This is a genomic window from Desulfobacteraceae bacterium (assembly GCA_022340425.1).
GTDB lineage: Bacteria > Desulfobacterota > Desulfobacteria > Desulfobacterales > JAABRJ01 > JAABRJ01.
This window is the reverse complement of the sequence record JAJDNY010000151.1, coordinates 1-19546: the sequence shown is the minus strand read 5'-3', so window position 1 is coordinate 19546 and position 19546 is coordinate 1. Positions and strand designations below refer to the sequence as shown.

General features: G+C 65.0%; 16 protein-coding genes. 12 read left to right on the top strand and 4 right to left on the bottom strand.

Features of this window, described 5'->3' with window-relative positions:
- The first annotated feature begins 431 nt into the window (after positions 1 to 431).
- Together LJE63_13085 and cydB are read left to right on the top strand one after the other, a co-directional pair.
- The gene (locus LJE63_13085) at positions 432 to 1835 is read left to right on the top strand and encodes a cytochrome ubiquinol oxidase subunit I (protein ID MCG6907540.1); all 1404 of its coding nucleotides are present in this window, start codon (positions 432 to 434) and stop codon (positions 1833 to 1835) included.
- Complete coding sequence (gene cydB / locus LJE63_13080; GenBank protein ID MCG6907539.1) at positions 1828 to 2847, top strand: cytochrome d ubiquinol oxidase subunit II; 1020 nt, start codon at positions 1828 to 1830, stop codon at positions 2845 to 2847. Before LJE63_13085 ends, cydB begins: the two co-directional genes overlap by 8 nt.
- Positions 2848 to 3084: 237 nt before the next feature.
- Here cydB and carB read toward each other — a convergent pair whose 3' ends face one another.
- Positions 3085 to 6279, bottom strand: a complete 3195-nt coding sequence (gene carB, locus LJE63_13075) for a carbamoyl-phosphate synthase large subunit (protein MCG6907538.1) — start codon at positions 6277 to 6279, stop codon at positions 3085 to 3087.
- Positions 6280 to 6540: 261 nt separating this feature from the next.
- Here carB and LJE63_13070 point away from each other — a divergent pair, with 261 nt between their 5' ends.
- From LJE63_13070 to LJE63_13030, 9 genes are all read left to right on the top strand, one after another.
- Positions 6541 to 7944 carry an amidophosphoribosyltransferase gene (locus LJE63_13070; GenBank protein ID MCG6907537.1) on the top strand — a complete coding sequence of 468 codons (1404 nt, stop codon included), beginning with the start codon at positions 6541 to 6543 and terminating at the stop codon, positions 7942 to 7944.
- Positions 7945 to 8250: 306 nt separating this feature from the next.
- A complete protein-coding gene (locus tag LJE63_13065) occupies positions 8251 to 8418 on the top strand; it encodes a desulfoferrodoxin FeS4 iron-binding domain-containing protein (protein MCG6907536.1) in 168 nt (55 codons plus the stop codon).
- Positions 8419 to 8487: 69 nt separating this feature from the next.
- Entirely contained in the window at positions 8488 to 9027 is a 540-nt protein-coding gene (locus LJE63_13060; protein ID MCG6907535.1) for a THUMP domain-containing protein, read from the top strand.
- A gap of 355 nt (positions 9028 to 9382) precedes the next feature.
- Positions 9383 to 9913 (top strand): ribosome-associated translation inhibitor RaiA, encoded by a 531-nt coding sequence (raiA, locus tag LJE63_13055; protein ID MCG6907534.1) that lies wholly within the window; start codon positions 9383 to 9385, stop codon positions 9911 to 9913.
- 86 nt (positions 9914 to 9999) lie between these two features.
- Complete coding sequence (gene amrS / locus LJE63_13050) at positions 10000 to 11013, top strand: AmmeMemoRadiSam system radical SAM enzyme (protein ID MCG6907533.1); 1014 nt, start codon at positions 10000 to 10002, stop codon at positions 11011 to 11013.
- Between the two features lie 74 nt (positions 11014 to 11087).
- On the top strand, positions 11088 to 12959 hold the full coding sequence (locus tag LJE63_13045) for an AMP-dependent synthetase/ligase (protein ID MCG6907532.1): 1872 nt from the start codon (positions 11088 to 11090) through the stop codon (positions 12957 to 12959).
- Positions 12956 to 13405, top strand: coding sequence for a CBS domain-containing protein (locus LJE63_13040; GenBank protein ID MCG6907531.1), 450 nt, complete (start codon positions 12956 to 12958; stop codon positions 13403 to 13405). Before LJE63_13045 ends, LJE63_13040 begins: the two co-directional genes overlap by 4 nt.
- A gap of 346 nt (positions 13406 to 13751) precedes the next feature.
- The gene (locus LJE63_13035; protein MCG6907530.1) at positions 13752 to 13973 is read left to right on the top strand and encodes a hypothetical protein; all 222 of its coding nucleotides are present in this window, start codon (positions 13752 to 13754) and stop codon (positions 13971 to 13973) included.
- A gap of 47 nt (positions 13974 to 14020) precedes the next feature.
- Complete coding sequence (locus LJE63_13030; protein MCG6907529.1) at positions 14021 to 14296, top strand: YheU family protein; 276 nt, start codon at positions 14021 to 14023, stop codon at positions 14294 to 14296.
- 22 nt (positions 14297 to 14318) lie between these two features.
- On the opposite strand, the gene LJE63_13025 is transcribed toward LJE63_13030, so the two are convergent.
- From LJE63_13025 to LJE63_13015, 3 genes are read right to left on the bottom strand one after another with little or no spacing between them, the layout of a single operon-like run.
- The gene (locus LJE63_13025) at positions 14319 to 16772 is read right to left on the bottom strand and encodes a hypothetical protein (GenBank protein ID MCG6907528.1); all 2454 of its coding nucleotides are present in this window, start codon (positions 16770 to 16772) and stop codon (positions 14319 to 14321) included.
- A gap of 26 nt (positions 16773 to 16798) precedes the next feature.
- Positions 16799 to 17563: a protein-L-isoaspartate(D-aspartate) O-methyltransferase gene (locus LJE63_13020; protein MCG6907527.1), complete on the bottom strand. Its 765-nt coding sequence runs from the start codon at positions 17561 to 17563 to the stop codon at positions 16799 to 16801.
- A gap of 49 nt (positions 17564 to 17612) precedes the next feature.
- Entirely contained in the window at positions 17613 to 18491 is an 879-nt protein-coding gene (locus LJE63_13015) for a M28 family peptidase (GenBank protein MCG6907526.1), read from the bottom strand.
- An 85-nt stretch (positions 18492 to 18576) separates the two neighbouring features.
- On the opposite strand from LJE63_13015, the gene LJE63_13010 reads away from it, so the two are divergent.
- Entirely contained in the window at positions 18577 to 19545 is a 969-nt protein-coding gene (locus LJE63_13010) for a transposase (GenBank protein MCG6907525.1), read from the top strand.
- The last annotated feature ends 1 nt before the right edge of the window (position 19546 follow it).

Genomic DNA, 19546 nt, shown 5'->3' with positions numbered 1-19546 from the left:
GGCCGGCGGGCCGCGCGGTGGCTTCCAAGACGGCGGAGGGGAAGCTTAGTCTCATCGCCCCCGATTTTCAAGGGGGGTCTGCCGAAGGGTTGAGTCGACCACGCCAATGGCCGCCGCGTGGATGGGCCGCTGCCTGCGGAGGGGGAAAATCCCAGGCGCCTATCCATGGGTTTACCTGTATGGGTAGGCTGCCGCCGTGGGGTGGTCCGGGGGGCAACTCCTGTCTTTATCTTGCCGCCGAAAAATGCTATAGAAACTCTCAGCGTTTCAATCTGTTCCGCAGGGCCCCGGCCGGGCGTTGGTTTCCCGGCTTGCATTCCCCCGGCGTCCCTGCAGCCGGAGTCTTGACACCCCCACCCCGAATTGCTGTGCCGTTGGCATTTTATGTGTCCCATCCAGATTTTAACGGTTTTGACGGCAGAGGTTACCCCATGTTTGAAAATTTAGATCCGGTCATCCTGGCGCGTGTTCAGTTTGCATTCACGGTATCGTTTCACATTCTCTTCCCGGCCTTCACCATCGGTCTGGCCAGCTGGCTGGCGGTCCTGGAATGGCGCTGGCTGAAGACCGGCAACCCGGTCTATGCCGAAACCTACCGCATGTGGGTCAAGATCTTTGCGGTCACCTTCGGCATGGGGGTGGTATCCGGCGTGGTCATGTCCTTTCAGTTCGGCACCAACTGGTCGGTGTTCTCGGATCGGGTCGGCAATGTGCTCGGGCCGCTTTTGGGCTACGAGGTGCTGACGGCCTTTTTCCTGGAGGCCTCGTTCCTGGGGGTGATGCTCTTCGGCTGGAACCGGGTCAGCCCCAAGATGCATTTCGCCGCCACCCTGATCGTGGCCGCCGGCACCCTGATCTCCGCTTTCTGGATTCTCTCGGCCAACAGCTGGATGCAGACCCCCCAAGGGTTTTCCAGCGGTGAAGACGGGCTGCTGTACCCCACCAACTGGCTGGCGGTGATCTTCAACCCGTCGTTTCCCTACCGCTTCGCCCACATGGTGACCGCCGCCTATCTGACCACCGCCTTCGTGGCCGCCGGGGTGGGCGGGTATTATCTCGCCCGCGACCGCCACGTGCCCCACGCCCGCATCATGCTGGGGATGGCGATGATCATGGCGATTGTCGTCGCCCCCCTGCAGCTGCTGGTCGGCGACCTTCACGGGCTCAACACCCTCGCGCATCAGCCGGCCAAGGTGGCCGCCATGGAGGGCCTCTGGGAAACCCGCAGCGGGGCGCCGCTGGTGCTTTTCGGCTGGCCGGACGCGGAGGCCGAGGCCACCCGCTACGCCATCGAAATCCCCAAACTCTCCAGCCTGATCCTCACCCACGAACTGGACGGCGAGGTCAAGGGCTTGACGGCCTGGCCCCGCGAAGAGCGCCCGCCGGTGGCTTCGGTCTTCTGGTCTTTCCGCATCATGGTGGGCATCGGGACCCTCATGATTCTGACCGGTCTGATGGGTCTGGTGCTTTTCCTCAAAAAACGCCTCTTCGACACACGCTGGTTTCAGTACTGGTGCATGGCGCTTGCCCCCGCCGGCTTCATCGCCGTCCTGGCGGGGTGGTTCGTCACCGAGATCGGCCGCCAGCCCTATATTGTCTTTGAGGTCATGCGCACCGTGGAGGCCATTTCACCCCTCAACGGGGAACCCATCGTCATATCGCTGGCCGCCTTTGTCCTCACCTATGGCTTCATTTTTGGCGCCGGCACCTACTACATCGTCAAGCTGATCCGCAAGGGGCCGGATACCGAAGAGGACCTCTACGGTTCCCACGGCGTCAAGGAGCCGCCCCTGGTCACTGGCATGGTTGCTGAAAAAGGAGGCGGGAATGTTTAGTTTCGAGAGTTTTCTGGATCTGCAGCTGATCTGGTTCGGCCTGATTGGAACGGCTATTTTTCTTTACGTCCTGCTGGATGGGTTCGACCTGGGGATCGGGATCCTCTTTCCCTTCGCCCCCTCGGATCAATGCCGCGATCGCATGATGAACTCCATCGCGCCCTTCTGGGACGGCAACGAGACCTGGCTGGTGCTGGGCGGCGGGGGGTTGTTTGCGGCCTTTCCCCTGGCCTACGCGATCCTGATGCCGGCCCTCTACATCCCGGTGATCATCATGCTGCTGGGGCTGATTTTCCGCGGGGTCGCGTTTGAATTCCGCTTCAAGGCCCACGACCGGTCGCGGCGCGTCTGGGACTACGCCTTCCACTTCGGCTCGCTGGTGGCCACCCTGATGCAGGGCATGATCCTGGGGGCCTTCGTGCAGGGCGTCAAGGTCAGCGGGCGCAGCTTTGCCGGCGGGGCCTTCGACTGGCTGAATGCATACAGCGTCATGACGGGGGTCGCGCTGGTGTTCGGTTACGCGCTGCTGGGGGCCACCTGGCTGGTGATGAAAACCGATCAGGGCACCCAGGAGTGGGCGCGCCGCAGCGCGGGCTACGTGCTTGGCTACGTGGGGGTGTTTCTGGGGATCGTCAGCCTCAGCATGCCGATGATGAATGCCGACGTGCGGGCGCTGTGGTTCAGCGTGCCCAACCTCTATTATCTGCTGCCCGTGCCCCTGGTGACCGCAGCGCTTTTTGTCCTGATTTGGCGCGATCTGCACCGGGGTGAGGAGTACCGGCCCTTTTTGATGAGCCTCGGGGTCTTTCTGATGGGCTATATCGGCCTGGGGATCAGCCTCTGGCCCTGGCTGGTGCCCTTTGAAGTCACCTTCCGGCAGGCGGCTGCAGCACCGACCTCCCAATCGTTGCTGCTCGTGGGCACCGTCATCCTGCTGCCGCTGGTGCTGGCCTACACCGGCTTTTGCTACTATCTTTTCAGGGGCAAGGCCTCCCACGAAAGTGCCTATTGAGCCACGGCCGCAACGGCCGCCGGCCGGAGGATGGCGCTCCGGCCGGCGGTTTTTTTACGGGGTTTCGCCCTGTGGGCGCCCCACGCCTCAACCGAAAACCACCTCCGCAATATGGCCCTCAGCAAAAAACATCGCCAGTGGCTCTGGTTTGCCGCCCTCTGGCTGGGCGGCCTGGCCGCCACCCTGGTGCTGGCGCGCCTGATCAGGTGGCTTTTGACCACCGTTTGAAAATCGCCCTCACCCTTTCAGATAGGCCTGCAGCGCGCGCACTTTGGGGGCGCCTTCGCGGCGGGCGGCGATCCCCTTGGCGGCCGCAATCGCGGCGGCGGTGGTGGTGATGTAGGGGATCTTGTACTTGATGGCGGCCCGGCGGACCTCGGAGCTGTGCTGGGCGCTCTGGCGGCCGCTGGGGGTGTTGACCAGCAGCTGGACCTCACCGTTTTTGATGGCGTCCACCAGGTCCGGGCGGCCGTAGCCGAGTTTTTGGACCCGTTCGGCCTGGATGCCGCTATCCTTCAGAAACGCGTGGGTGCCGGGGGTCGCCATGATTCCGAAGCCCAGGTCGCGGAAGCGGCGCACCGGCTCCAGGGCGGCCTTTTTGTCGCGGTCGGCGATGGTGAAGAGCACGCCGCCGGCCAGCGGCAGGGTGACCTGGGTGGCCTCCTGGGCCTTGAAAAAGGCCCGCCCGAAGGAGTGTGACAAACCCAGGACCTCACCGGTGGAGCGCATCTCGGGGCCCAGGATCGGGTCGACCTCCGGGAACATGTTGAAGGGGAAGACCGCTTCTTTGACCCCGTAGTGGGCGATGGGCCGCGGGGCCAGGTCGAGTTCGGCGATTTTGGCGCCCAGCATCACCCGGGTGGCCAGGCGCGCCATGGAGATGCCGCAGACCTTGGAGACGATCGGCACCGTGCGCGAGGCCCGCGGGTTGGCCTCCAGGACGTAGACGGTGTTCTCGAAGATGGCGTACTGCACGTTCATCAGCCCGACCACGTTCAGGGCCACGGCGATTTTGCGGGTGTACTCGCTGATGGTGTCGATGTGCTTGGGCGCGATGCTGATGGGGGGGATGACGCAGGCCGAATCGCCCGAATGGATGCCGGCCAGCTCGATATGCTCCATCACGGCCGGGACGAAGGCCCCCGCGCCGTCGGCGATGGCGTCGGCCTCGGCCTCGATGGCGTTGTCCAGGAAACGGTCGATCAGGATCGGCCGCTCGGGGGAGAGCTCCACGGCGGCCTGGATGTACTGCTGCAGCATTTCCTCATCCTGGACCACCTCCATCCCGCGCCCGCCCAATACGTAGGAGGGGCGCACCATCAGGGGGTATCCGATTTCGGCCGCGATGGCGCGCGCGCCCGCCAGCGTGCTGGCCATGCCCGATTCGGGCTGGGGAATGCCCAGTTTGCGCATGATTTGGCGGAAGCGGTCGCGGTCCTCGGCCAGATCGATGGTATCCGGGGTGGTGCCCAGCACCGTGACCCCTGCTGCGGCCAGTTCGGCGGCGATGTTGAGCGGCGTCTGGCCGCCGAACTGCACGATCACCCCTTCCGGTTTTTCCTTCTCGTAGATGCTCAGCACGTCCTCCACGGTCAGCGGTTCAAAGTAGAGCTTGTCCGAAGTGTCGTAGTCGGTGGAGACCGTCTCGGGGTTGCAGTTGACCATGATCGACTCGTAGCCGGCTTCGCGGATCGCCAGGGCCGCGTGCACGCAGCAATAGTCGAACTCGATCCCCTGGCCGATGCGGTTGGGGCCGCCCCCCAGGACCATGATCTTGCGGCGCCCGCTGACCGCCACCTGGTCCGTGCCGTTGTAGGTGGAGTAGTAGTAGGCGGCGTTCTCCACGCCGCTGACCGGCACCGGCTCCCAGACCTGGACCAGGCCCAGGGCCCGGCGCTGTTCGCGGATCGCCGCCTCCCCGCAGCCCAGCAGGCGGGCCAGATAGCGGTCGGCAAAGCCGTCGCGTTTGGCGCGTTTAAGCAATTCGTCCGGCAGTCTTTCCCCCTTGAAGCCCAGGATCTCCTCCTCCAACACCACCAACTCCCGCATCTGCTCGATGAACCAGCGCTTGATGTGGGTCAGGGCGTGCAGCTTCTCGATGTCCGCCCCCTTGCGCAGGGCCTCGTACATTTGGAAGTGGCGTTCGCTGCTGGGGGCGCCCAGGGCGTTGTAGAGCGCCTCGAGACTCCAGTCGTTGAAGTTTTTGGCGAACCCCAGGCCGTAGCGGTTGATCTCCAGGCTGCGGACCGCCTTCTGCAACGCCTCCTTGTAGGTTTTGCCGATGCTCATGACCTCGCCCACGGCCCGCATCTGGGTGCCCAGCAGGTCTTGGACGCCGGCGAATTTTTCAAATGCCCAGCGCGCGAACTTGACCACCACGTAATCCCCCGAGGGGGTGTACTTCTCCAGGCTGCCGTCGCGCCAGTAGGGGATTTCATCCAGGGTCAGGCCGCCGGCCAGGAGGCTCGAGACCCGGGCGATGGGAAAGCCGGTGGCCTTGGAGGCCAGGGCCGAAGAACGCGAGGTGCGCGGGTTGATCTCAATCACCACCACCCGACCGCTGGCCGGGTCGTGGGCGAACTGGATATTGGTGCCGCCGATGACCTCGATGGCCGCGACGATGGCGTAGGCCTGCTCCTGCAAGCGCTTTTGAAGCGCCGGGTCGATGGTCAGCATGGGGGCCGTGCAGAAACTGTCGCCGGTGTGAACCCCCATGGCATCGACGTTTTCGATGAAGCAGACCGTGATGATCTGATTCTTGGCGTCGCGCACCACCTCCAGCTCCAGCTCCTCCCACCCCAGGACCGACTCCTCCACCAGCACCTGGTGGACCAGGCTGGCCGCCAGGCCGCGGCTGGCCACGGTGCGCAGCTCCTCGACGTTGTATACCAGGCCGCCGCCGGTGCCGCCCATGGTGTAGGCCGGCCGCAGGACCACCGGGTAGCCCAGGGCATCGGCGACCCGCTCGGCCTCCTCGACGCTGGTGACGGTCTGGCTGCGGGGCATTTCGATCCCCAGCCGGTCCATGGTCTCCTTGAAGGCCAGGCGGTCCTCGCCGCGGGTGATGGCGTCCACGCCGACCCCGATGACCTGGACCCCGTATTCGTCCAGGACCCCCAGGCGGTGCAGCTCCGATGCCAGGTTCAGTCCCGACTGGCCGCCCAGGTTGGGCAGCAGCGCATCCGGCCGCTCCTGGGCGATGATCTCGGTCAGCACCTTGGCGTTCAGGGGTTCGATATAGGTGACGTCCGCCGTTTCCGGATCGGTCATGATGGTGGCTGGGTTGGAGTTGACCAGCACCACCTGGTAGCCCAGGGACCGGAGGGCTTTGCAGGCCTGGGTCCCGGAGTAGTCGAACTCGCAGGCCTGGCCGATGATGATGGGTCCCGAGCCGATGATCAGGATTTTGTGGATGTCTTCTCTTTTGGGCATCTGAGCTCCTTTCGCAGGGCTGCGCGCTGGGCAGGCAGGGGTGGGGGTGAAAAGATCACCGAGTGACTTAGCGTGGCTTTACATTTTTGTAAAGAAAGATTAACAGGAGGGGGCAAGACGGCAGGGATTTGGCCCGCGGCGGCGGCACCGCCGCCCCGGGGCGGGTGGACGGTGCGGCTCCGGGGCGGCCATTTTCAGGTGTGCCCCGCCGCTCACAACCAACGCCGCCTTCCGGCGCGTTGCGGAAAAAAAGGTAACGGGATGGGTGGGTTTTTCGGCGCGGTTTCGACCTCGGATTGCGTGACGGATATCTTCTACGGGACGGATTATCACTTCCACCTCGGCACCCGCCGCGGCGGCATGGCCGTCAAGGGCCCCGACGGGATCACGCGTTCGATTCACAGCATCGAGAACGACTATTTTCGCTCCAAGTTCGAACCCGATCTGGCCAAGTTCGCGGGCCGCACCGGGATCGGCGTGATCAGCGACACCGACCCCCAGCCCCTGGTGATCGGCTCCCACCTGGGAAACTTCGCCCTGGTCACCGTCGCTCGGATCAACAACATGGCCGAACTGGAGCGCAAGGCCTTCAAACGGCGCCTGCATTTCACCGAAACCGCCAACGGCAAGACCAACCCCACCGAAATGGTGGCCATGCTGATCTGCGCCGAGGACTCTTTTGCGGCCGGCATCCGGCATGCCCAGGAGGCGATCCAGGGCTCCTGCTCGCTGTTGCTTTTGACCGACCACGGTGTTTACGCCGCCCGCGACCGCCTGGGGCGCACCCCCGTGGTGATCGGCCACGAGGCCGGCGCCTATGCGGCCGCGTCGGAATCGTGCGCCTTTCCCAACCTGGGCTATGACATCGAGCGCTTCCTGGGACCTGGTGAAACGGTGTTGCTGACCCCCGAGGGGGTGGCGCCGGTCAACCCGCCGGGCAGGGAGATGCAGATCTGCGCCTTTCTCTGGGTCTATTACGGTTACCCGGCCTCGGACTACGAGGGCATCAACGTGGAAGCGGTCCGCAACCGCTGCGGGCGGGCCCTGGCCCAAAACGACAGCGTCGCGATCGACTGCGTCGCCGGTATTCCCGATTCCGGCATCGGACACGCCATCGGCTACGCCAACGAGAAAAAAGTCCCCTACGTGCGGCCCTTCGTTAAGTATACCCCCACCTGGCCGCGCAGCTTCATGCCCCAGAGCCAGTCGCTGCGCGATCTCGTGGCCCGCATGAAGCTGATTCCGATCCGTCGCCTGATTGAAGGCCAGCGGCTCCTTTTCTGCGAAGACTCCATCGTGCGCGGCACCCAGCTCAAGGGCAACGTCCAGGTGCTCTTCGACCTGGGGGCCGCCGAAGTCCACATGCGCCCGGCATCCCCCACGCTGGTGTATCCCTGCGACTTCCTCAATTTTTCCACCTCGCGCTCCACCCTGGATCTGGCCGGCCGTAAAATGATCCACGAGCTGGAAAACGGTGCCAGTCGCCATCTGGAGGACTACGCCGCCGCCGGCAGCCGACGCAACCTGGCGATGGTTGAGCGCATCCGGCGCAACCTGCGCTTGACCTCGCTCAAGTTCCAGCGCCTGGATGACCTGGTGGCGGCCATCGGATTGCCGAAATCCCAGCTCTGCACCCACTGCTGGGATGGATCCAGCCACTTCTGAGGCCTGCCCGCAGCGTTTTTTTTCGGTGCGCAAACCGATCCTCCGATTCATCCCGAATTCCCCCCATGACGGCCCTTGCCTGTCCGGCAGCGATTCGCCCAAAATAGGGGAAAGACACATTTTTGGGTGGATTCCCCATCTCAAATAAGATTCGGCCCTATGGTAATAATTTCGCTGTGGGGTAAAATAATATTAAGAAAACTCCCCATGGGAGCGATTTCGCTTTTGGATTGCGGCAAGACCTCGATGCCTTTACGACTTGGATGCCTTGCCTTTGGCTGAAACCCCAAAATCAGGAGGTGTGCCATGACAAAAAAAGGTCAGGTCTTCAAATGCGACAAATGCGGCAACATCGCCGCCATTGTCCAGGGCGGCGAAGGCGAGCTGGTGTGCTGCGGAGAGAAAATGCGCGAGGTGACGCCCGACGAAGGCAAGCGCTGGATCTTCGATTTGACCCGGCCCGGTGCACCCTGACCCCACACACGCCCCCGGCGGGATCGTCAACCGGCCGCCGCTGGGGGCGCTGCCATTGCGGAGTCGCCGATGGGGGAGTGGAACGTGATCGCCACGGCCCATGAAAACGGTTTTCGGCGCTGCCGTGAACTGCTGCAGCGTTTCGGGCCGGTTGCGGGCACCCGTTATTTCAACGTGCTGGTGCTGCTGGCGGACGACATCCTGCTGATGCTGGAGACCCTCCGTCTCCAAGCTGCGGCCCACCCCGAGACGTTTAACGCGCTGTCGCGGGTGATACCGGTCACCCAGCGCTTCAACTTCCAGAGCCCCGAAGACTTCGAAGATGGCGCCCGGCGGATCGCCGGCCGGCTGGCGCCGCAACTGGCGGGCAAGGGGTTTCACGTCCGGATGCACCGCAGGGGGTTTAAGGGCCGCCTTTCAAGCCCGGAGGTGGAGCGTCTGCTGGACGATGTCATCCTGGCGCAGCTGGAAAAGGCCGGGACTCCGGGGCGGATCAACTTCGATCGGCCGGATGCCATCGTGGCCGTCGAAACCCTGGGAACCGAAGGCGGTCTGTCGCTCTGGACGCGCGCCGAGCTGGACGCGTATCCATTTTTAGGGCTCGATTGACCCTGGCGTGCGCCGCGCAGCCCCTTTCGGGGGCATGCTGCTTTTGCAATGGGCCCCGTTCAGGCGTGCGTGCAGCGGGGCAGGCGCTGGGCCTCTGCTGCAGCCCGCCAGCGGCGTGGCCTATCGGTTGCTACCCAGCGCCTCAGACCACCCGACGGGCGGTAGCGGTCGTCGCGGCCAAGGTCCCCGCCCCTGTGGTCAACCCCAAAAAAAAGTTCGCGCACAACACGGCAATCGGTATTATTTTCAAGGGCAAAAGGCAGTTATGGATATCGATCAGGGGGTCATGCGGCCACTGTGCTCCCATGACCGGTCAATTGCCGCACCCCCGCCTTTACCCTCAGGAGGTGACAGGATGAACATCCCGCTTCAGATTACTTCCCGCAATTTTGACCTCACCGATGCCATCGAAACCGCCATTCGAGAGCGCGCCGACAAACTCGAGCGCATGTTCGATAGGATCATCCGCTGTGACGTGGTGGTGGAAATCCCGCATCAGCGGCAGCAAAAAGGGGTGCTCTACAACGTCCGGATCACGATTTCGGTTCCCGGCAGCGAGATCGTGGTCAAGAAGGAGCCCCATGAAGACCTTTACGCCGCTATTAACCGGGCCTTTGAAAGCGCCGCCCGCCAGATCCAGAAATTCATCAGCCGGCAGCGCCAGGACGTGAAGTACCACGAAGAGGGGCCATTCGCGGTGATCAGCCGCATTTTTCCCGAGGAGGGCTACGGGTTTCTGGCCGCAGCCGACGGCCGGGAAATCTACTTTCATCAAAACAGTGTGGTGGGCGGCATTTTCGCACAACTTGCCGCCGGTGAGAGGGTGCGCTTCGTGGAGTCGGTGGGGGAGAAGGGTCCCCAGGCCAGCACTGTCAAACCGGCCTGAAGCCCCGGCGCGGCAGCCCCGGACCAAAGGGCGTGCCCGCCCGTCGGCATTTGAAACGGTTGCTTCAACCACCAGGGAGGGGGGCCATGCATCCGGCCAGATTTTTCGACAAGTTGCGCGATGACAAGGTCAAGTGCCACCTCTGCGCCCACGAGTGCACCATCGATCCGGGCCGGCGGGGAATCTGCGGGGTCCGCGAAAACCGATCCGGCACGCTCTACTCCCTGGTCTACGGCCGCCTCATCGCCAACAACGCCGACCCCATCGAAAAAAAACCGCTTTACCATTTCCTGCCCGGTACCCGCTCCTTCTCCATCGCCACGGTGGGGTGCAACTTCCGCTGCCAGCACTGCCAAAACTACGATATTTCGCAGTACCCCCGGCGCCACGACAACGAGATCGCCGGCGAGCCCATGGCGCCGGAGGAGGTGGTCGCCCATGCCCAGGCCAGCGCTTCGGCCTCCATCGCCTACACCTATACCGAACCGACGATCTTCGCCGAGTTCTGCTACGACACGGCCCTGCTGGCCCGGGAAAAGGGCCTGCGCAACGTCTTCGTTTCAAACGGCTTTATGACCGAAGCCTCGGCCAGCGTGATGGCGGAGGTCCTCGACGGCGACAACATCGACCTGAAGAGCTTTTCCGATGATTTCTACCGCAAGGTCTGCAAGGCCAGGCTCAAGCCGGTGCTGGAGACCATCGCCCGCATGAAGTCCCTGGGGGTCTGGGTGGAGGTGACGACCCTGGTCATCCCGGGTCTGAACGATTCCGACGCCGAGCTGCGGGACATCGCCCAATTCCTGCACGCCACAGGGCCTGAGACCCCCTGGCACGTGACCGCTTTTTACCCCACTTACAAGATGCGCGACCGGCCGCCCACGCCGCTGGAAACCCTGCGCCGCGCACGCCAGATCGGGATGGAAGCCGGATTGCGCCATGTCTACACCGGCAACATCCCCGGCGACCCCGGTGAAAACACCTACTGCCCGGCGTGCAGCGAGCTGCTCATCGCGCGCAGGGGGTTCACCGTCCGCCAAAACCGCCTCACCGACGGCGCCTGTCCGACGTGCGGTGCCCGGATTGCCGGCGTCTGGGCCTGACACCGGCTAACCGCGGCCGCCGGCTCCGGCTGGGCGCGAGCACCGCAGCCCTCGCGGGCTGCAGGGAGGCCAGAATGCCCAGCCCAACGCCCCTTCGAGTGGATCCCATTGCCCTTTCGGAAGCCCGGACTCTCCCGGGTCTGTTTCGCTGCCGGGTGCAGCGCAGCCCCGAACAGATCGCCTACCGGCAGTTCGAACCCGCGGCCTCCCGCTGGGTGGATGTCACCTGGCGGCAGGCCGGCGCGCTGGTGGCCCGCTGGCGCCATGCCCTGTCCCGGCATGGGCTTAACTCGGGCGATCGCGTGGCGGTTCAGCTGCGCAACAGCGTCGAATGGGGCTGCTTTGCCCAGGCGGGCCTGGCCCAGGGGCTGGTGGTGGTGCCGCTCTACACCAACGATAACCCTGAGAACGTGGCCTATGTGCTGGGTGATGCGGGCGCCCGGCTGCTGCTGGTCGGGGATGAGGCCCAATGGGAAGCCCTGGCACCCCATCAGGGGCTCTTCCCGGCGCTTGAAGACGTGGTTTGCGTGGGGTCGGCGTCCCGACAGACCGCCCACCGTCCCCGGTTGCACGATCTTTTTTCCTGGCTGCCGGCGGCGGCCGAGCCCCTGGAGGATCCGCCGATCGAACCGGATGACCTCGCCCTGCTGGTCTACACCTCGGGGACCACCGGCCGCCCCAAGGGGGTCATGCTCTCCCACCACAACATCCTGTGGAACGCCCAGGCGATGTTCAAAGCGGTTCCGATCGGTTCGGACGACCTTTTCCTCTCCTTTCTGCCCCTTTCCCACATCTTCGAGCTCACCGTCGGCTACTGTCTTCCCATGCTGTCCGGCAGCGGGATCGCCTATGCGCGTTCGGTGCAGCAGCTGGTGGAGGACCTGACGGCGGTTCGGCCGACGGTCCTGATCAGCGTGCCGCGCATCTACGAGCGGGCCCACGCCCGCATCCAGCAGCGTCTGGCGCAGCAGGGCCGCCTGGCGCGGCGGCTGTTCGACCTGGCGGTGGCGATCGGTTGGCGCCGCTTCGAGGCCGCCCAGGGCCGTGGCCGGCCGGTCACCACCCGCGAACGCCTTTTGTGGGCCCTTTTGAAGCCCCTGGTGGCCGACAAGGTGCTCGCCCGTTTAGGGGGGCGCCTGCGGCTGGCCGTCAGCGGGGCCGCTCCCCTGCAGCCGTACATCGCCCGCTGCTTTCTGGCGCTGGGCCTGACGCTGCTGGAGGGCTACGGTCTTACCGAGGCCGCCCCCACGGTCTGCGGCAACACGGTTGAAAACAACCTCCCCGGGTCGGTGGGGCAGCCGCTGCCCGGGGTCGAGGTGCGGCTGACCCCCGCGGGCCAACTTCTGGTGCGCAGCCCCAGTGTGATGCTGGGCTACTGGAACCGCCCCGAGGCCACCCGCCGGGCGGTGGACGGCGACGGCTGGCTGCACACCGGGGACCTCGCTGAGATGCGCGACGGCAGGGTCTTTATCCGCGGCCGGATCGACGATGTGATCGTCATGTCCACCGGTGAAAAGGTGCCGGCAGTCGATCTGGAGAACGCCATCGTCGATGACCCTCTTTTTGACCAGGCGCTGGTGCTCGGCGAGGGCAAGCCTTTTATGGCCGCCCTGCTGGTGCTCAAGCCTACGGCCTGGAGCGCTTTGGCGCGGGACCTGGGGCTGGACCCCCAAAACCCCGCCTCCCTGTCGGCGCCCACTGCGCTAAAGGCCGCCCGAGGGCGTGTCGCCGAAGCCCTGCACGCATTTCCGGTTTACGCCCGGGTGCATGCCGTGCATCTCTCCCTGGATCCCTGGACCATCGAAAACCGTCTGCTCACCCCGACCCTGAAGCCGCGCCGGAAGGAGATCGCGCTGCGGTTTCAAAACGCGGTGCGCGCGCTCTATGCCGGCCACGCGCTGCCGGATCAGCCCGAGGCCGCACCCAATACGAAGGAGGCCCCATGACTGTCGGCAAAATCTGCAACCGGGAGGTGGTGATCACGACCCCCGAGGCCACCCTGATCGCGGTGGCCAAACTGATGCGCGAATATCACGTGGGCGATGTCGTCGTCGTGAACGCGCGCGGCGATGAAAAGGTGCCGGTGGGCATCATCACCGACCGCGACATCGTACTGGCCATCGTTGCCAGCGAGGTCGACCTGGACGCCGTCCTCGCAGGTGATATCATGAGCCATGAGCTGCTCACCGCCGGGGAACAGGAGAGCATCTGGGACGTTCTGCAGCGGATGCGGGCCCATGGCGTGCGGCGCCTGCCGGTGGTCAACGCGCGCGGCGGGCTGGAGGGGATCCTCTCGGTCAACGATTTTCTGGAGTTGATCTCCGACGAGCTCCTGGCCCTGGCCCAGGTGGCCACACGGCAGCAGCAGCGGGAAAAGGAGATCCGCAAATAAGGGGCGAGGGCGCCGGATGTTGAAGATCGGCTGCTGCCCGATTTTGCGGTCGGCCTTGCCCGCGCCCGGCCGGTCTGGTAGTTTGACAGTTCAGTAGAATGGCCAATTTCTGCGTTGCGCTGCATATCGAAGTCGCTGCGGCGTAGATCAGTACGCCTCACTCCTCGAGATTTGGCGCCGTAAATTGGCTATTTTACGAAACTGTCTGGATTTTGACTTTTTTCTGGTTCATCAGTTTGGGAGTCGCAGCAGACACCCAGCGACGTCTCCCACCCGGCAGGCGAGCCCCGGCCGGGACGGTGCAGGTCGCGGGTTTAAAATGGACACGGGGTCGGAGGGCCGAGACATGGCAGACGAGACGGTGGTGGTGTTCCGCACCTACCCTTTGGAAGTCGGGCAGAAAATTTACATCGCGGACGGCCCCCGCCACGGCGACTGGGAGGTCATCGGCGTCGGCCGGCACAAGGTCAAGCTGCGCTGCCCCATTTCCAAGCGTGAATTTGAATGGGGCCGCTTCTGCTATTTCGCCGAAGTGGAAACCGGCGGGCCCTGGCCCCACCCCGAATAAAGGCTGGCAGAATGCCCCGCTGAGCGCGGGCGACCGGAGCCCATGAGATGCCCAAGGAAAACGGCGTCATCGTCCCGTATGACCGGCTCAGCCCGGAGGCCCTGCAGGCGCTGCTGGAGGAATCGGTGTCGCGCGAGGGCACCGATTCAGGCGACAACCGACTGAGCCTCACCCAGAAAGTCGACCAGGTGCGGCGGCAACTGGCGCGCGGCGAGGCCGTGATTGTCTGCGACCTGGCCGCAGAGACCGCCAACATTGTCTTGCGGCGCGATCTTCCGTGCGCCGCGGCAAAAGCCCCACCGCACACTCCCCATCGGCCGTGATACCTCTCTAACTCCGACTTCGTCACCCTTTGGGAAATGATGCCCAGGCGATCCCGTAGAGGCCTAAAGCCAGAACCACCACCAGGCTGAAACCCAGATGAATGGCCAGAAGGGTCGCCAGCACGGCGCTCAACACCGAGGCGCAGCCGTTGACGGCCCAGGCCCAGGGGATCAGGGCGGGCGCCGATTCGCCGAGGCGCCCCAGGGCCAGGGGAAAGGGCATGCCCATTGCGAAGGCCAGGGGCGCGATCAGGGCGACGGCAATTACGACCCGCAGCGCGCCCGGCAGGCTCATCAGCGGTTTGAAGACCGGCCCGAGGACCAGGAGGTAGGCCGCACCCAGGACGGCGATGGCGGCGACGGCCCGGCTGACGGCAGCCTGGGCGCGCTCGCCCTTTCCCAGGCGCTCGGAAAAGCCGCTGCCCAGGCCGGCAAAGACCAGAAAGGCGCTCAGCACCGCGGCTGTGGCATACAGCGGGTGGCTGAGAAACAGGATGAATTTCTGGATGAAGGCGATTTCCATGAACAGGAAGGCCAGCCCCGTGGCCAGGAAGTAGACCAGCACCCGCGGGCGGCTGAAATCCGTCGCTTCGGCCGGCTCACGGCGATTCCACAGGACCATGGGTACCAGGATCAGGATGACGCTGACCAGCAGGGCCTGCAGCAGGGTGGCGACCAGCACCAGATAGCCCGCTTCCAGCAGGGGAAGTCCCCCCTGCCCGCGCAGGCGAATGATTTCCGGCAGCGTCCGCCACTTGAAAAAATTGAAGAAGTAGGGCCGGTCGTCGGTTGCCGGGCGCAGGTTGAACTTGTAGTCGGACAGAAAGGCCGTGCGTTGCGGTTCCAGCAGGGCGGCGGCACCGCGGTGGAAGAGGGGCGCTTGCAGCAGGTTGCGGCGGTTGGCCTCCGCAGCCGGCATGCCCGGATACCAGGCCACGTCGAAGGCCCGCGCGCTGCAGAAGGCCCGCAGGGACGCGATCTCGGTTTCGCTGAAATCCCCGTTTTTAACCAGCAGGGTGCTGGTCTGCCAGCCGCGGATCAGAACCAGACACTTTTCCGGCGAGGCCACCGCGCGCCGCTCCAGGGCCGCAACGGCGGTGGCGAAGAGCTTGAGGGTATCCCGCGGCGGCAGCTTGATCCAGCGGGTCAGCGCCAGGTAGCCCCCCGGCGCCAGGCGCGCCAGGTAAGCCTCCAGGGCTTCGACCGTGTAAAGATAGCTCTCGCTCAAGGCGTAAAGGCCGGCGGCGGAGGCCGCGAAGGCGTCCAGCATCGAGAGCTGCACCAGGTCGTAGTGTCCGCTGGAGCCCTGGACGAAGCCGCGTGCCTCGGCGATCTCCAGGCGCACCTCGGGATGGTCGTACAGATGGCCGGAGAAGGCCCCGAAATCTCGCTGCACCAGGGCTGCGATCTGGGGGTTGAGTTCCACCGCGTCGATCCGGTTCACACCGTGGCGGCGCGCCTGGAGGACGTCGGCGCCACCGCCGGCGCCCAGGATCAGGACCCGCTGCGGGGTCTTGAGATGGTAGGGCAGGGCGGAGGTCAGCTGGTCCAGATAGGCCAGCGCCGCCGGATCGCCGCTGTCGCGGGTGACGACCGTCATGGCGTCGCCGTCGGTGAAAACCCCGATCTGATCCGGCGGTATTGAAGCGGCCATGATGCTCAGACCGGGGGCATGGCGCAGCGGCACCTGCGGGCTTTGCAGCACGCTCAAAAACCCCAGCGGGCTGGAGCGCTCGGCGGTGACCCGCGCCCCGCTGATCTGCAGGGCCTGGCTGAGGCCCTTGTAGGGCGAGGGGACCGGCCGGGTCCAACCGCCGGGCAAAAGCAGCGGCAGAATCGGCGCCAGCGCCAGGAGACGCCCGATCATGGGCCGCTGTCGCCCGGGGCCCTCGTGCCGGGAAAGTTCCCACCAGCCCAGCGCGGCCGCGCCGAGGCCCAGGGCGCTGATGGCCTGCAGGGCCCTCCCCGGAAAGAGGATGAACAATAAAAGGGCAATCCCCAGGCTGCCGATTCCTGCACCCAGCAGGTCGGCCCGGTAAATGCGGGCGATCTGACCCCGGTAGCGGCTGAGCGCGAGCCCCAGGCCGGTGGCGGCAAAGAAAAAGGGCAGCGCCAGGATCAGGTAGAGCACCACCAGCTTCGAAAACTGGTGCGGGTCCCAGAGCACCTCCTCGGGGTTGAAGGCCAGCCGCTGGGCGGCCAGGCAGCACACCAGGGCGGAGAGCCCGAAGAGAAACAGGCTGGCGCTGAACGCCCCGCGGAAGCGCGTCAGCAGCGGTTCGCGCAAGAGGGAAAGGAAGGTGCCGCTGGCGCCGTAGCCCAGCAGCGCCAGGCTGATGATCATGTAGGCGAAATGGTGCCACTGGGTGATCGAAAACAGGCGCATCAGCAGAATTTCATACGCCAGGGCACTGGCCGAAACCAGCGCGATGGCAAGACGCGGAATGGCCTGCGCGTTTTTGGCTAAAGGCCCCATGAGGAATTCCCCCCGCGGCTTCGGCCTCAGTGCCCTCCAGTCAGGGGCACGAAAAGCACCGGTAGGATCTGGCGGGTGGTGGCCGCGCCGCCGGCGTCTTTTTCCACCAGCACCAGCTGCTGCACCATGAAGCGGCTACCCACCGGGATCACCATCCGGCCGCCGGGTTTGAGCTGCCGGATGAGCGGCGGCGGGATGTGATCGGCCGCGGCGGTGACGACGATCCCGTCAAAGGGCGCCTGTTCCTCCCAGCCGAAATACCCGTCCCCGGTTCTCACCGTGACATTGTCATACCCCAGGCGTTGCAGCCGCTCGGTCGCCTGCTGGCCCAGTTCGGTGATGATTTCGATGGAGTAGACTTCTTTGACCAACCTGGCCAGAACCGCCGCCTGGTAGCCCGAACCGGTGCCGATTTCCAGCACCCTGTGCTCCGGCTGCGGCTTGAGCAGGTCGGTCATCAGCGCCACGATGTAAGGTTGGGAAATGGTCTGACCGTGGCCGATGGGCAGCGGCCGGTTTTCATAGGCATGGGGGCGCTGGTCTTGCGGCACGAACTCATGGCGCGGCACCTCGGCCAGAACGGCCATCACACGCGGATCCATGCTGTCCCTCCCGATATGGCCGGCTGTTTCGCGGACCGTTTCTTCGATGGCCGCCACCAGGGCTCGGCGCGCGGCCGCGTAGCGGTCCGCCGCCGGGGTTGCGGGGACCTGCGCCAGCAGAAAAAGCCCGGCCGCCAGCGCCCCCAAAAATCGGCGCGGCAGCGGGCCGGCGATGATGAAAATCTTCATGGCTATGGCCTCCTTCCCATGGGTGGGGCCTTTTGCCCCCTTCAGGCCGTCAGAGCGGCTGCTGCGCCAAGGTGGCGGCCGCCTCCGCCAGGCCGTCGGTCACCGCGGCCAGCTTGGAGTAGTCCAGCGTCTCGGGGGTGTCGCCCGCGCTGTGATAGTATGCGTTGCGGTAAAAGGCGGTATCGGTCACCATCACGGCGCGATAGCCGCGGCGCCAGAAAGAGCGGTGGTCGCTCCAGGAGACACCGGGGACCAGCGCGAGGGTGGCGATGTGCGCTGTTGGAAAGTCGCTGGCGGCCTGGAAAGCCCGGACCAGGCGCTGCATGCTGCGGCGCGAGCGCAGGTTGGCCACGAAGGCGATGAAATTCGCCGCGTCCGGGTAAAAGCGGCCCAAAAAAGGCGGGTAGCGCTGGCTGCCCGGCCGGCTGGAATAATAGCCCAACATTTCCAGCGAGAGCATCAGGCGGATGTCGTCCCTGCGCTTGCGGGCGGCGGCGGCGTAGACCATGCTGCCCTGCCGGCAAGTGGTGAAAAAGGGCGGCTCCTCGTTGACGAAGGCCACCAGGCGGACCGTTCGCACGGGTCGCCGGGCGGCGAAAAAGCGGGAGATCTCCAGCAGTGCGGCCACGGCCGAGGCATTGTCGTCGGCGCCGGGGCTGCCGCGCACCGAATCGTAGTGGGCGCCGATCAACAGGATTTCCCCGGGCCGGTGGCTGCCGGGGATCGAAATTTCCAGGTTGGCCGAGGGCACCCCGGCCGCCGTGTAGGTCTGGCGTTCGACCGCGTAGCCCTGATCCCGCCAGGCGTTTTCGATATAGGCCGCGGCGGCGTGCAGGGCCTCGGGGCGAAAGACGTTGCGCTCGCCGATCACCCCGGCCAGCTGGCGGACATCTTCCTTGAGCCGCTGGATGCTGTTGCTTTCCGTCATGAATTTAAGGGGACGTTGTTGACAAGGGGTACAAAATAGATTAGCCTTCACGCCTCTTTCTTAACCTCGAATGGAGGAGACGTCAATGCCGCGAGGCCCCCGCCTTGATGCGCCCGGGACCCTGCACCACGTAATCGTGCGGGGTATCGAGGGTCGCCGCATCGTGGATGACGATCAGGACCGGGAACGATTCCTCACGCGGCTTGGCGGCCTGGCTCAGGAAACCCATACGACCGTCTACGCCTGGGCCTTGATGGAAAACCACGCCCACCTGCTGGTTCGAAGCGGCCCCGGGGGTCTTCCCGGTTTCATGCGGCGGCTTCTGACCGGACATGCCACCCATTACAACCGCCGCCACCGCCGCCACGGCCATCTGTTTCAAAACCGTTACAAATCAATCGTTTGTGAGGAGGACCCCTACTTCAAGGAACTGGTGCGCTACATCCACCTCAACCCCCTGAGAGCCGGCGCCGTGGAAAACTTGGTCTCATTGGAGGGCTACCGGTGGTGCGGCCATGCCGGGTTGCTGGAGAAACGATGGAACCCCTGGCAGGCTGTGGACGAGGTGCTGAGGTGGTTCGGCGAAACCCAACAGGCGGCCCGTGCGGCTTACCGCCGGTTTGTATCCCAGGGGAAGGGGCAGGGCCATCGACCGGAACTGGTAGGTGGCGGGCTCGTGCGGTCGCAGGGCGGGTGGTCGGCCGTGAAGAGCCTGCGGGGCAGGGGGGAAAAAGCGATCGGAGACGAGCGCATCCTGGGCAGCGGGGATTTTGTGCGCAAGATGGTGGCCCAGGCGACCGATCGGGTTGCCAGGCAGCTGCCGATCGATCAGCGCCAGGCCAGGGCCGAGGCGCACATCCAAGAGGCCTGTAAGAAAGCCGGGATCGGCACCGAGGCCCTTCGATCGGGCAGTCGGGTCGGGGTGCTGCCCGGGCTTCGGCGGGAATTGGCCCGTTTTCTCGTGCTGGAGTTGGGCCTCACCCGTGCCGAGGCCGCCCGCAGACTTGGCGTGACCACCTCGGGGGTCGCGCAAATTCTCCGTCGGATGAATTAGT

Bases quoted from the DNA above. Each gene is read 5' to 3' on its own strand.
- LJE63_13060 (MCG6907535.1), top strand. From the start codon at position 8,488: ATGGGGGAGTGGAACGTGATCGCCACGGCCCATGAAAACGGTTTTCGG.
- LJE63_13010 (MCG6907525.1), top strand. From the start codon at position 18,577: ATGCCGCGAGGCCCCCGCCTTGATGCGCCCGGGACCCTGCACCACGTA.
- LJE63_13035 (MCG6907530.1), top strand. From the start codon at position 13,752: ATGGCAGACGAGACGGTGGTGGTGTTCCGCACCTACCCTTTGGAAGTC.
- LJE63_13025 (MCG6907528.1), bottom strand. From the start codon at position 16,772: ATGGGGCCTTTAGCCAAAAACGCGCAGGCCATTCCGCGTCTTGCCATC.
- LJE63_13040 (MCG6907531.1), top strand. From the start codon at position 12,956: ATGACTGTCGGCAAAATCTGCAACCGGGAGGTGGTGATCACGACCCCC.
- LJE63_13030 (MCG6907529.1), top strand. From the start codon at position 14,021: ATGCCCAAGGAAAACGGCGTCATCGTCCCGTATGACCGGCTCAGCCCG.
- LJE63_13065 (MCG6907536.1), top strand. From the start codon at position 8,251: ATGACAAAAAAAGGTCAGGTCTTCAAATGCGACAAATGCGGCAACATC.
- LJE63_13045 (MCG6907532.1), top strand. From the start codon at position 11,088: ATGCCCAGCCCAACGCCCCTTCGAGTGGATCCCATTGCCCTTTCGGAA.
- amrS (MCG6907533.1), top strand. From the start codon at position 10,000: ATGCATCCGGCCAGATTTTTCGACAAGTTGCGCGATGACAAGGTCAAG.
- LJE63_13085 (MCG6907540.1), top strand. From the start codon at position 432: ATGTTTGAAAATTTAGATCCGGTCATCCTGGCGCGTGTTCAGTTTGCA.
- cydB (MCG6907539.1), top strand. From the start codon at position 1,828: ATGTTTAGTTTCGAGAGTTTTCTGGATCTGCAGCTGATCTGGTTCGGC.
- carB (MCG6907538.1), bottom strand. From the start codon at position 6,279: ATGCCCAAAAGAGAAGACATCCACAAAATCCTGATCATCGGCTCGGGA.
- LJE63_13020 (MCG6907527.1), bottom strand. From the start codon at position 17,563: ATGAAGATTTTCATCATCGCCGGCCCGCTGCCGCGCCGATTTTTGGGG.
- LJE63_13015 (MCG6907526.1), bottom strand. From the start codon at position 18,491: ATGACGGAAAGCAACAGCATCCAGCGGCTCAAGGAAGATGTCCGCCAG.
- LJE63_13070 (MCG6907537.1), top strand. From the start codon at position 6,541: ATGGGTGGGTTTTTCGGCGCGGTTTCGACCTCGGATTGCGTGACGGAT.
- raiA (MCG6907534.1), top strand. From the start codon at position 9,383: ATGAACATCCCGCTTCAGATTACTTCCCGCAATTTTGACCTCACCGAT.